This window comes from Brasilonema bromeliae SPC951, from assembly GCF_012912135.1.
In the GTDB taxonomy this organism is placed as follows: Bacteria; Cyanobacteriota; Cyanobacteriia; order Cyanobacteriales; family Nostocaceae; genus Brasilonema; species Brasilonema bromeliae.
The window spans coordinates 32,991-44,863 of record NZ_QMEB01000014.1; the positions used below are offsets into that span (position 1 = coordinate 32,991).

The window sequence follows — 11,873 nt, forward strand, 5'->3', positions numbered from 1 at the left end:
CGCGCATCGCTAAATACGCTCTAATTGACAGCGACGGACCGACCGGAAAGTTTTTCAGTGAAGAAAACAACCCGGAAACCGGAGAAATTCCTTGGTAGTTTCAGGTAGTTAACAACGCTCATTGCAAGGAACTAAGCAATAGCAAAACCTATTGATGAAGAAAAATTTATCAAAACAGAATACATGCGTCAGTCGCCAGAATTCAGAATTGAATTCTGTACGACTGGTGAGGCAGTCCGGTGGACGGGTTCCCCGGCATAAAGTAACGGACGTACCCGCAGGGCAGATGAATAAACGGGTTTAAAACCCCCTCCAAATTGAAAATTTGGAGGTCTTCAATTAGTGGCGGGTCTGAATCTCCCACTAATTGATTGTGGATTCTGAATTCTGACTTCTGGATTCTTCTTCAAGCAGTAGATAAAATTAAAAATACATATTTAAGGTTTTAAAAAGGAAATATTTATGAAAATTGTAGTAACAGGTTCTTTAGGAAATATCAGCAAACCACTGACACAACAGTTAGTGCAGCAAGGACACTCGGTTACAGTTATCAGCAGCAAAGCCGAAAGACAAAAAGACATTGAAGACATTGGTGCAAAAGCTGCTATCGGCACAATGGAAGACCCTGATTTTTTATCAGCTACTTTCAAAGATGCAGATGTAGTTTATGTTATGGAAACGCTTGGTGCTGACAGTTTCTTTAACCAAAATCTTGACATCATAGCTGCTATTACCAAAATTGGCAATAATTACAAACAAGCCATCGAGCAGTCGGGCGTAAAGCGTGTGGTGCATCTCAGCAGCATTGGTGCCCATACCGATAAAGGTAATGGTATTCTTGTTTTTCATTACAATGTAGAAAATATTTTGAAACAATTACCAAACGATGTTTCCATTAAATTTATGCGTCCTGTCGGTTTTTACACCAATATGTTTAGGTTTATTGAGACCATAAAAACACAAGGTGTAATCGTTTCTAATTATGGTGGCGATAACAAAGAACCTTGGGTTTCGCCTTTGGACATTGCGGCTGCCATTACCGAAGAAATAGAAAAACCCTTTGAAGGCAGAACAATTCGTTACATAGCAAGCGAAGAAGTTTCGCCAAATGAAATTGCAAAGATTTTAGGCGAAGCAATTGGCAAACCTGAATTGAAATGGGTGGTAATTCCTGATGAACAACTACTGAATGGTATGTTGTCCATCGGAATGAATCTACAGGTAGCCAATGGTTTTGTGGAAATGCAGGCAAGCCAACGTAGCGGACTGTTATACGCAGATTATTACCGCAACAAACCAACGTTGGGCAAAGTAAAACTGACAGATTTTGCAAAAGAATTTTCTACAGTTTATAACCATAAAACGCATTCAAGCATTGAGCGGATATAAGTTCAATTTTGTAGTCGGTAATCGCTACCGAACAGGCAAAGACTCGATTGGCTGGCACTCCGATAATTTCTCTCAGATAGGTAAAAGACCTGCGTTAGCCCAAGGCTTTGGCGCAGCCATCGCCTCTTTAAGCTTAGGTAGCACTCGCAAATTTAAGCTGCGGCACAAGGACAGCGGTGAAACTGTTGACTACCATCTAGAGAGCGGGTCTTTGTTGATCATGCTCCCTGGCTGTCAAGAAGACTGGGTTCACGCGGTTCCCAAAACCGCTCGTCCAGTTGGCGGACGAATCAACTGGACGTTTAGACCACATGTGGAGGCGATTCTCCAAGGGAGAGGCTCCGCCAAAGGGTTTTGCTGATAGCCGGAACGGATGAAGATAACCGCATAAAGCAACACCAAAATGTTGTGGATGCCGCAAAAAAGGCAGGGGTTCAATGTGTCGCTTACACCAGTCGAACGTTGAAAGACAGAAACACTTTGGCAAACAAGTTGATGGAGGGTCATTTTCAGACAGAGCAGATATGAGGATGTGCGATTGCGCGGAGCGCAGTGCCGGAGGCAATCGCGGGAATATCTCTTCCCCTGTTTGGTTAAAATAGAGAAGTAAAAAGCTGAAATCTATATAGGATAAGCTTTAAGAGCCTCTATTTCCGTTGTATGCAGGGTTCTCGGCTCAATGCCCTTGAGACACATGAAAAACAGGAGCTAGGAGCATCTCCCCTAGCTTTCAACCACACTCTGCTTTTTGATGACAACCATTTTTTACGTAGGTTGACGGCGGTGAAGTACCCAATCAACCACCCACAGCACATCATGGCATTAGTGTTCCTTTAGCACCAAACTCATGCAAACTGCTCAACTTGTCAGCAACAGTCTCGACGAAACGTGGCGACTGTACTAAATCTCCAAAAATCTCAAACATGCTCAGCAAGGGTCTGGGATCTGTTTTACCTGAGCAAGCTCGTCTCGTTATGATATCAGCTAAGGGGTCATCAATGACGATAGGACGGTTCTGGTCGTCATAACCATTGAGGTATTGAAACCAAGCAGCAATCGTTAAACTTAGGTAATCGATCGCACCTCCAAGTTGTAATTTATCGCGGAGCGATCCCAAAACAAACTTAGGAATTTTGGCTGATCCATTCAGGCACAGGCGCGGAAGTTGATCGCGAATTTTGGGATTGGAAAACCGTTCAATTAAAGTCTTTTTATAATCGTCTAAATCAATCCCAGGAACGGGTTGGAGCGTTGGTGTCACCTCGTCCATCAAGTTAGCGACTGCTTGCTCAAACAAGGGATCAGCCATGACTTCATAAACGTAGGTATAACCTGCCAGAGAGCCGAGATAGCCAATCAGCATATGACTGGCATTAAGCAGCCGAATTTTCATCATCTCGTAGGGATGAACATCGCTCGTCATCTGTACACCAACGGATTCCCAATCGGGTCTGCCTGCACAAAAGGTATCTTCGATTACCCACTGGATGAAAGGCTCCGCGACACATGGAAACGTATCATCAATACCAAACTGTTGGGCCACCATTTTGATATCTTGTGGGGTTGTCAGTGGAGTAATGCGATCGACCATGCAGTTGGGAAAGGCAACGTGTTCAGCAATCCAACGTCCCAAAGCCGGATCGCGCATTTGGGCAAATGTCGTTAGCATTTTCCGCACCATGTTGCCGTTGCCCTGCACGTTGTCGCAGGACAGTACGGTAAAGGGTGCCAACCCCTGTTTACGTCGCTTTTCGAGTGCGGCTGTCAAAAAACCGTATGTCCCGATTGGTTGGTCAGGATGTTGCAAATCGTGCTGCATCGTCGGGTGGTTTACATCGAAATTGCCACTTCCTTCTATGTAGTAGTAGCCGCTTTCAGTGATCGTTAGGGTAACAATTCGGCATTCGGGAGCTGCTATTGCTTCGATGACTGCTTGACGATTGTCTGGTGCAAACAGGTATCGAGTGATTGAACCGATGATTCGAGCGCTATCGCCTTCTTGCGATCGCTCAACTAAGGTATACAAACAATCTTGGGACTTAAGCGCATCCCGCATTCGCCTGTCATATTCATTGTCAAGCAATCCAACACCACAGATTCCCCACTCACTACCAGGATTCTGATGGAAATAATCATCGAGATAGAGCGCTTGGTGCGATCGATGAAATCCACCAACCCCAATATGCACAATTCCATTAGTGATTTGACGGCGATCGTACTTGGGTACGCGCACGTTTCCAGGTAAACGAGACAGGGATGCTTCATTCAGCTTGATTGTTGAGCCTGTGTTGGGATTGCTGTTCATCTTAATTTATGCTAAATGGTGACGACGAGTTTTTGAAACCGACAGCTTTCCAGGCTTCACTGGAATCGTCACACTGGCATCACCAGGAAGTTTGACAATTATACCAGAGTCATTGACACCTGTTACCGTGACCGAGAGAAAGTTCATCTTAATGCCCTGTTTCTTTAGACCAGGGTGGGTGACAATATCCCGATAAGATCGTGCATCCGCTCAATAATTTGCTGGGCACCAGCCGACTGAAGAGCATCGGCACGGCTTGTTCGTTCATCCTCGCTTATATGAGTTCCCCCTACATAACCGATAATATGCCCAATTCCAGCGGCAACGGCAGACCTTACCCCACTGATAGAATCTTCAACTGCCACGCAATCCGAAACTTCAGCTTCCAGACACTTCACTGCATGTAGGTAGATGTCAGGAAGCGGCTTGGGTCGCGCAACGGGGAGAGAGTCGTGAGCGCTAAATACCTGCTCGCTTGGGAAATAGTCGGTCAGGGCAGCAGAAGTAAGGCAAGCACTCAGCCGCTGTAAGCTGCTGTTACTTACTAGTGCATATTCAAATCCGTCGTCGCGCAGGTAAGACAGGACTTCAGGCGTTCCTTCAGTCGCTTTTGCCTGTACACTAAGCCGTTCAATCGCTCTCTTTTCTTCTTCAGCCACTAGCCTCTCAATATCGCGCTCATTAAGAGTGGTTAATGAGTCTGCGTAGATCTTCTTAAGTATTTCCCTGTAAGGTTTCCCTGCGAAGCTTTTAACAAAGTCCTCAAGCTCATAGTGTTGAGCGCCAGCGAACTCACGAGCCACTTCATTTGTCAGCCCCCACGCGCTCTTAAGTGCTATGGTTTCACTATCAACCACAGTTCCGTCATGATCGAAAAGCACCACTTTATCATGCTGAAGCGGTTTCATCTCAATTGACCTCTCTCACTATAATTCTTAAGTGTAGTCAATAGTCCGTGGGTCTGAAGATCTCGCAAAGCTTGGTGGCATTCATTATCTACGACCTCTGTATGTTCGCAATTCTCCAATCCCAGAATCCCGCTAATCACCGCGCCTTCTTGAATCGCTGTAACTGCGCTTTGGGTATCCTTTGCATGATAAGGCTGACCAGACTCGCTCGCCCCCTCCCTGACTGCAAGAAGCCACGCCGCAACGGGAAGTATAATCCGCTTCATGCTGACCTTTCGGCTGTAAGCATCCTGAAGTATCGGAAATATATACTTGCCTACTTTCCTGGCTGTCTCTGAAGAGATTCTCTCAGTAGTATCGGGAAGATCCTCGTTACTCAGCCTTAGTAACACCTGCTCCATATATTGTTCGCACATCTCGCGAGGCACTGGTGTTGCTGCTGCGATATCGCTCATGAGAAGCCGAGTAAACAAGTGGAATTCTGGTTGCCTGATCGCCTCATGCATATACTCTATACCTGCTCTTACAGCTAAACAGGCTATGAAGGAGTGTACTGCATTCAAGAATCTCGACTTCATATACAAAAAGGGAGTGATGTCTTTCGTCATAATGACCCCCGCCTCTTCCCAGTTGGGTCGATCGCTTGTGAAGTTGTCCTCCACGACAAACTGCCAAAATGGCTCTGTTACAATGGGTGCGCGATCGCGAACCTGTAACAGTCGGCTGGGGTAGTTATAGTCGGATTCTTGCTCTTGAGGCACAATCCTGTCTACAACCGTATTAGGAAACACCGCGTTATCCCTGATGTATTCTGCAAGAAACGGCTCAATCAGGTCAGCGTAAGCTAGCACTGCTTTTCGCAGGATCTCCCCATTTCTTGGAAGGTTGTCGCAAGAAAGGGTGGTGAACGGGGTCATTCCGCTATCGCGTCGTCGGCGTAGCGCCTCTACTATAAAGCCAATTGCAGTTGTTGGAGTGGAAGGATTTCGCAGATCGTGCGCGATGTCTTCATTCGCTGTGTCGAGATTAAAACTCTTGTCTAGATGGTATCCTCCTTGAGTAATTGTAAGAGTCACGAGATGCACAGAGGGAGACGTCATCTTTTCAAGCACATAGTCGCACTTCTCTCTACCATTAACGATTTCCCTGATAGAACCTATAACTTTCGCTTCCTCACGATTTTTAGCGCAACTAGAGTGTTTGGTCAAAGTGTAAAGGAATCTTTGCGGTTTCAACCTAGTAATGGTGCCTTGGCTCTTGAGGCTAACCCCACAAATCCCCCATCTCTGCTCTTGTGACCCCTTCTGTGCAAGATAGTTATGTATTATGTAGGCGAGGTGACCCCTAAAAAAACGACCAGGTCCGAAATGGACGATACCAGTATTAAGCGCCCTCCTGTCGTAAGGAGACCGTTCCCTCCACAAACCAGTTATAGTACCGAGGCGAGAATTTGGAACACTGATTGGTCTGAGTAAGTTAACCATGAGACTTCTTAAATAAGTGGAAATAAGTGGATAATCAGGTAAAAAGAGTAGGTCAGTCTGGGTATAGCCCATGACCTACAAGCAGCACAAATATCTCAATGTGCGAAAATTTCAGGCATATGTGGCATTTACAAGGAAACGTTTTGCCACAGGGTAAATAGGGTGTGACAGGTAGAACAGAAAAAGAAGAAATCAGGTCAACCTAATCAATTAAGTATCAAAGTTCAAGTTGTCATTCATCTGGATTAAGGTACGATACCGCACATACTTCTACCTTGTTCAACCTTGGAAAGTGCGTGATTAAAATGTGTGTTTTATAATTGGAAAATTAGAGACGATGGATTCTCTTAGGAGTCTTTAATCTACCGGACAAAAAGCAATTACATGACCGCACCTAGGCTGGGAAAGTAATTGTAATTGATGCAAATGAAACCCCAATTAGAACGACCCAAAAAAGCCAGAAGCGCTTTATAGTGCTAAAAAGGGCTACAGACACTCAAATATCAGTCTGTCTGTATTTTTGAGTGATATGTTGAAGGATGTCCCCTTTCACCCTAGCCTTAATTACGGGCTAACTGTCTGTTTAACTACAATTAAAGACTGTTTTTTATAGGCTGCGATCGCATCTTTGAAATCCTGTATTTACATTCCTCAATAACTCTGTACACATTCATAGTATTTACCTTGGTAGCTGCTATACTCTGTCTTCAGGAGAATCTACAAGAAAATCTTTAGAGGGACTTATAACAAGAATCAAGTGTATCACTCACTACTTGAAAAACAGCCATTTGAGTTTCAGTAATTGACTAATAGTCATTCGCTTACTAGGGATACCGAATTGGGTTAAGACCAACCTAACTGTTCTAAAAAAGTAATTACTCCCGAACCGCGCTTAAGATTACCTATAATGTAGTAAAAAGTATTATAAGAGGTGACGAGGGTAGCATCGTGGGTGAATATGTAAGAAACCGAACATTCCAACTATGCGAATGCCTACGGCACGCTCCGCTAACGCCAACTCAACTTGGATTTGTGGCAAAAACTGTACTACAAGTATCAAAAAGACTATGTGCGAAAAAGATTATTAGCAATTAAATATCTGTACGAAGGCAAAAATAGAACAGAGGTTTCAGCAATTATAGGTTGTAATTATAAAAAACTACTAATAGAAAAACAGGTAATAGACAGACAGGATGCTCTAAAGCTGAACGAACGAGATGCACAAAGACGAAAGCGCGTGTTGGAGCGATATCATGGTAATGCTCTCAAAACAGGCTTAGACTTTTACCATGCAGCCATGATATTTCAACATGGAGATGACCCAGGAGACTATCTACTGGCGCACGATTTAGCGATCGCAGCTCTAACTTTTAAAGATAAGGGTGCAGAAGAAGCTAAATGGTTAATAGCAGCTACCCAAGACCGTTTTCTGATGCATCTGGGACGTCCACAGCGCTTTGGTACGCAGCAAATTACCACCAAACCAAACGCAAACAATTTCAGATGCGCCAGCATTTATAACTTAGATAACTCACCTGCAAGTGTAACCGATGAACACCGTCAAATACTAAATGTTCCTACTCTCAAGCAAGCGCAGGAAAAACTAGAGGAATGGAATAAAAAATGTAAGGATTGAGGAAGGTTATTGACCCCAACTACAGTGCTTGCTCCGCTCGTGCCTTCATCATACTGAAATTCTTTCGTTGTTGATACAAAGTTAAAAAATTCAGATCAAGAGGCGATCGCATGATTGCGTCTGTTGCTTTGCGCGATCACACTTCACTACCTGATACACTAAACTCAGAGTAGCTTAAGGAGTCGTAAACTTGCCGACATACAAGCAGTCCAACGAGAGCGATATTCCTTTGTCAGCTATCCACTTAATCTCACCCAACCAGGTTTAGCCTCAGAGTTCCTCTGTGTAATGTAACGGACAGGTATAGTAAAAATGCAAATTTGTCAAGAACTCTCACTCACTCGCATGGGCTGCGGAACTTGGGCATGGGGTAACCGACTGCTTTGGGGATATGACGAAAGCATGGATGACGAGTTGCAAGCCGTCTTCAGCCTTTGTGTGAGCAACGGTGTAACTTTATTTGATACGGGTGATTCTTACGGAACTGGGAGATTGAATGGACGAAGCGAGTCACTCCTGGGACGATTCTCTAGAGAATATCTCGGTTCAGGCAAAGAAAATATTTGCATTGCAACCAAGCTTGCTGCTTATCCTTGGAGATGGACACGCCAATCAATGGTGTCGGCTTGCAAGTCATCTGCTAAGCGGCTGGGAAAAAACGTGGATTTGGTACAAATGCACTGGTCTACGGCGAATTATGCTCCCTGGCAGGAGGGAGGACTTTTGGATGGTCTTGCTGACCTTTATGAGCAAGGACTTGTCAAGGGAGTGGGCTTGTCCAATTATGGACCAAAACGGCTCAAACGCGTACATCAAAGATTTGCAGAACGAGGAATTCCAATCGCAACTCTGCAAGTTCAGTACTCGCTGCTGTCCACGTATCCCGTTACCGAATTGGGAGTCAAAGATGTTTGTGATCAGCTTGGAATCAAACTCATTGCCTACAGTCCTCTTGCATTGGGGCTGTTGACAGGAAAGTACTCTGAGAAAGGTCCTTTTCCAAAAGGCATTCGAGGTTTGCTGTTTAGGCAAATGTTACCAGGAATCCGTCCACTTTTGGCAAGCTTACGAGAGGTGGCTCAATCCAGAAACAAAACTATGTCACAGGTAGCCATAAATTGGTGTATTTGTAAAGGAGCTATTCCTATTCCTGGCGCGAAGAGTGTGGAACAGGCAAAAGAGAATATTGGTGCTTTGGGTTGGGAACTAAATTCTGGTGAAATAGCAGAGTTGGATCAAGCGGCTGCGAGTGCAGACAAAAAAATGGTGCAAAATATTTTTCAAACTCGATAAAATGTTCAAGAAATCTCGCAAGATAGTTTATATGCTCAACAATGAACAGTGAACAGTAAACAGTGAACACTTCGACAAGCTCAGTGCATCGCAGTGAAAACTGGTAACTGGTAACTGGTACTGCGGGTACTTGATACAAACAGTTTGAGCATGATAGACGTGGTTCGGGAAGGTGAAGTGGCTCAAACTAAGAAGAATGCGCACCAAACGCAAGGACAAGAGATTTATTCAGGGGACTTTTCATGGTCTTTTTGGTTTGCTTTGCCACTTTACCCCTTTGGTAAACGGCGGACAATTCGCAAAGAAGTCCTGAAGGATACAATTTGGACTTTTGACCAGCTTCAGGGCATTTTCTATGTTGTCGTGCCGATTCGCATGACCGTTGTTAAGTTAAATGAAGGTGGTTTGCTTGTCTATGCACCTGTCGCACCAACGACCGAGTGTATTCGCCTTGTCAATGAGTTGGTTGCAGAACACGGCGACGTCAAGTATATCATTCTGCCAACTATCTCTGGTTTAGAACACAAAGTCTTCGTTGGTCCATTTGCGAGACGCTTCCCGAATGCAGAGGTTTTTGTTGCTCCTAACCAGTGGAGTTTTCCGCTCAATCTTCCCCTCAGCTGGCTGGGTTTGCCTTCTAAGCGTACTCAGATTCTCCCAGAAGACAGTAGCCAAACTCCTTTTGCCGACCAGTTTGATTACGCAATACTAGATACTATAGACCTTGGACCCGGTCAATTTGCGGAAGTTGCGTTCTTGCACAGGCGATCGCACACGTTACTCGTCACAGATTCAGTGGTTTCCGTACCAGAAGAACCACCGGCGATCGTTCAATTAGATCCATACCCCTTGCTGTTTCACGCCAAAGACAAAGCGTCTGACATAGTTGAGGACAATCCGGCAAATCGTCGTAAAGGATGGCAGCGTATTTCGCTGTTTGCTTTGTACTTCCAACCAAGTATGGTAGAGATTATTGCATGGGGTGAGGTATTTCGTAACGCCTTTCAAGCACCGGAACGTTCCAATAAAGCTTACTTTGGGTTGTTTCCCTTCAAATGGAACTCAAATTGGAAGTCCTCATTTGATGCACTGCGAGGGAATGGTCGTTTATTTGTCGCACCAATTTTACAAACTCTCATTCTCAACCGCGCACCAAAGGAAACTATCGACTGGGCTAATAAAGTAGCAAGTTGGGACTTTGGGTGGATTATTCCTTGTCATTTTGACTCACCAATTCAAGCACAGCCGCATCAATTTCGACAAGCATTCTCCTTTTTGGAGCAGTCTTCTAGTACGGGGTTGAGCAGTAGTAGTTATCCTTTACCTGAGGAGGATTTTAAATTACTTAGGGAACTCGATAAAGGTTTAAATAAGTTTGGTATTGTGCCGCCTGCAAAGGAGTTTAAATAAGCCCTGTGTAGGCATTGTTTTCAGAATTGACTATTAGTCATCTTCTTTGTTAAACAATTCTAACAAACCAATTGTGCCTACAAAAAAAGTATACGTGCCATATTTTAGTGGCGTCTTTTTTCTTGAAGGTGCAAAAAAAGCTGCTACAACTGCTTCAAGGAAATGGATTGTGACTGCAAAACGCTCAATCCAAAAAACTGGATTCAGGCTGCTTGGTACTTTAGTGTGAGTTAAAACTGCATAAATATTCCATAATTCCAATCCAATTGCACTTGTTATGAGAACTGTAGATAGAACTTTGACAAAAGTAAAAATATTGTTGTTTTGATAGTTTAATTTCATGGTATTTACTAGCAAACCCCGTTGTTGCTGATATTGCCTGTGATGGGAGAGTTAGAGCATATGCCCCTAAAGGAGAACCTGGCGCATTGATCTTTAAATATCGTAATGCAGAATTTTGCAGACACTATGTCAATAGCGGTGAGTGGCTCGCTGTTACACGGGCAGGGGGAGAAATTCCAATTTCAGCCACCTAATTCAGAAGCGACTTTCCGTGTAGAGGTTCTGATCTAAAGGTGAGTCGTTAGTTTGCCTTTGTAAATTGAACTAAAATCAAGGGCAGGAGGATCTGATTATGCAAACTACTGCCCAAGAAATTTATACCCAGGTGGTTCGCAATTTATCACCAAATGAGCGACTGCGATTGGCAACACTTATTCTGAATGAGCTTGTTGGGCAACAACAGCTATCATCGGTCGATCAGAGTGATACCTGGACCCAAGAGGATCAGATCGATCTTGTGAATTTTTCACTACAATACGCAGCTACAACTTTCTCTGATATGGAGGACGTTGAACAGTGACGTTCTGTCCTGGAGATTTAGTTACAGTTGATTTTCCTGGTATAATATCAAGTCCGGATGATCACTTGTCATTGCGAGCGGAGCGGTAGCGTAGCGTGGCAATCTCAAATGATAATTTACAGATGAATAGTCAGCCACAAATAACCGCACGACAATTGTGGATTCGTTTAGGCTTATTTCCATAATTGTGATTTGAACAATAAATTACCGCAAGTTGCTATCAGTAAAATTTGGGCTACCTTTAATATATTGAATAATAACTCAGTAGATTGGTGATGACACAGAAAGAATTGCTGCGGGTAATTGAGGAGGCGGCGAGTGAGGGAGCGACAGAACTCGACCTCTCTGGCAAAGAGTTGACGGTTTTACCGCCTGAGATTGGCAAGTTGACTCAACTCAAAAAACTGATTCTCGGCAAATATAAATATAATGACGCCGGCGATATTGTTGATACTATTGGGAATAAGCTGAGTGCTTTACCTGCAGAAATCGGACAGCTTCATCATCTTGAAGAACTTCAGGTTGTTGATAATCGCTTAAGCAGTTTGCCACAGGAATTTGGACAACTCACCAACCTGCAAACGCT

The 11,873-nt window shown here is 44.1% G+C and carries 12 protein-coding genes; 7 read left to right on the plus strand and 5 right to left on the minus strand.

Annotated features, from left to right (window positions below; all coding sequences use genetic code 11):
* The first annotated feature begins 462 nt into the window (after positions 1-462).
* Positions 463-1,389, plus strand: a complete 927-nt coding sequence (locus tag DP116_RS03385; protein WP_169153827.1) for an NmrA family NAD(P)-binding protein — start codon at positions 463-465, stop codon at positions 1,387-1,389.
* Positions 1,376-1,750 carry an alpha-ketoglutarate-dependent dioxygenase AlkB gene (locus DP116_RS03390; RefSeq protein WP_169153828.1) on the plus strand — a complete coding sequence of 125 codons (375 nt, stop codon included), beginning with the start codon at positions 1,376-1,378 and terminating at the stop codon, positions 1,748-1,750. The genes DP116_RS03385 and DP116_RS03390 overlap by 14 nt, the downstream gene beginning before the upstream one ends.
* 453 nt (positions 1,751-2,203) lie before the next feature.
* Here DP116_RS03390 and DP116_RS03395 read toward each other — a convergent pair whose 3' ends face one another.
* From DP116_RS03395 to DP116_RS03410, 4 genes are read right to left on the minus strand one after another with little or no spacing between them, the layout of a single operon-like run.
* Entirely contained in the window at positions 2,204-3,694 is a 1,491-nt protein-coding gene (locus DP116_RS03395; RefSeq protein WP_169153829.1) for a mannitol dehydrogenase family protein, read from the minus strand.
* Positions 3,695-3,700: 6 nt separating this feature from the next.
* Positions 3,701-3,841, minus strand: coding sequence for a hypothetical protein (locus DP116_RS03400; protein WP_211173054.1), 141 nt, complete (start codon positions 3,839-3,841; stop codon positions 3,701-3,703).
* Between the two features lie 17 nt (positions 3,842-3,858).
* Positions 3,859-4,602, minus strand: a complete 744-nt coding sequence (locus DP116_RS03405; protein ID WP_169153830.1) for an HAD family hydrolase — start codon at positions 4,600-4,602, stop codon at positions 3,859-3,861.
* On the minus strand, positions 4,599-6,086 hold the full coding sequence (locus tag DP116_RS03410) for a mannitol dehydrogenase family protein (RefSeq protein WP_169153831.1): 1,488 nt from the start codon (positions 6,084-6,086) through the stop codon (positions 4,599-4,601). Before DP116_RS03410 ends, DP116_RS03405 begins: the two co-directional genes overlap by 4 nt.
* Before the next feature lie 1,069 nt (positions 6,087-7,155).
* Here DP116_RS03410 and DP116_RS03415 point away from each other — a divergent pair.
* From DP116_RS03415 to DP116_RS03425, 3 genes are all read left to right on the plus strand, one after another.
* Positions 7,156-7,722: a hypothetical protein gene (locus DP116_RS03415; protein ID WP_211173055.1), complete on the plus strand. Its 567-nt coding sequence runs from the start codon at positions 7,156-7,158 to the stop codon at positions 7,720-7,722.
* 312 nt (positions 7,723-8,034) lie between these two features.
* Positions 8,035-9,015: an aldo/keto reductase gene (locus DP116_RS03420; RefSeq protein ID WP_169153833.1), complete on the plus strand. Its 981-nt coding sequence runs from the start codon at positions 8,035-8,037 to the stop codon at positions 9,013-9,015.
* A gap of 150 nt (positions 9,016-9,165) precedes the next feature.
* The gene (locus DP116_RS03425; RefSeq protein WP_169153834.1) at positions 9,166-10,425 is read left to right on the plus strand and encodes a DUF4336 domain-containing protein; all 1,260 of its coding nucleotides are present in this window, start codon (positions 9,166-9,168) and stop codon (positions 10,423-10,425) included.
* A gap of 33 nt (positions 10,426-10,458) precedes the next feature.
* Here the strand turns inward: DP116_RS03425 and DP116_RS03430 are convergent, their stop codons facing one another.
* Entirely contained in the window at positions 10,459-10,767 is a 309-nt protein-coding gene (locus DP116_RS03430) for a hypothetical protein (protein ID WP_169153835.1), read from the minus strand.
* 292 nt (positions 10,768-11,059) lie between these two features.
* Between DP116_RS03430 and DP116_RS03435 the strand changes: the two genes are divergently transcribed.
* Complete coding sequence (locus DP116_RS03435; RefSeq protein ID WP_169153836.1) at positions 11,060-11,287, plus strand: hypothetical protein; 228 nt, start codon at positions 11,060-11,062, stop codon at positions 11,285-11,287.
* A gap of 275 nt (positions 11,288-11,562) precedes the next feature.
* Positions 11,563-11,873: leucine-rich repeat domain-containing protein (locus DP116_RS03440; RefSeq protein ID WP_369333945.1), on the plus strand; the 311-nt coding region annotated here is incomplete at its 3' end.

Excerpts from the sequence above, each read along its gene's own strand:
- DP116_RS03385 (WP_169153827.1), top strand. The coding sequence starts at position 463 with ATGAAAATTGTAGTAACAGGTTCTTTAGGAAATATCAGCAAACCACTG.
- DP116_RS03395 (WP_169153829.1), bottom strand. The coding sequence starts at position 3,694 with ATGAACAGCAATCCCAACACAGGCTCAACAATCAAGCTGAATGAAGCA.
- DP116_RS03400 (WP_211173054.1), bottom strand. The coding sequence starts at position 3,841 with ATGAACTTTCTCTCGGTCACGGTAACAGGTGTCAATGACTCTGGTATA.
- DP116_RS03405 (WP_169153830.1), bottom strand. The coding sequence starts at position 4,602 with ATGAAACCGCTTCAGCATGATAAAGTGGTGCTTTTCGATCATGACGGA.
- DP116_RS03410 (WP_169153831.1), bottom strand. The coding sequence starts at position 6,086 with ATGGTTAACTTACTCAGACCAATCAGTGTTCCAAATTCTCGCCTCGGT.
- DP116_RS03420 (WP_169153833.1), top strand. The coding sequence starts at position 8,035 with ATGCAAATTTGTCAAGAACTCTCACTCACTCGCATGGGCTGCGGAACT.
- DP116_RS03425 (WP_169153834.1), top strand. The coding sequence starts at position 9,166 with ATGATAGACGTGGTTCGGGAAGGTGAAGTGGCTCAAACTAAGAAGAAT.
- DP116_RS03430 (WP_169153835.1), bottom strand. The coding sequence starts at position 10,767 with ATGAAATTAAACTATCAAAACAACAATATTTTTACTTTTGTCAAAGTT.
- DP116_RS03435 (WP_169153836.1), top strand. The coding sequence starts at position 11,060 with ATGCAAACTACTGCCCAAGAAATTTATACCCAGGTGGTTCGCAATTTA.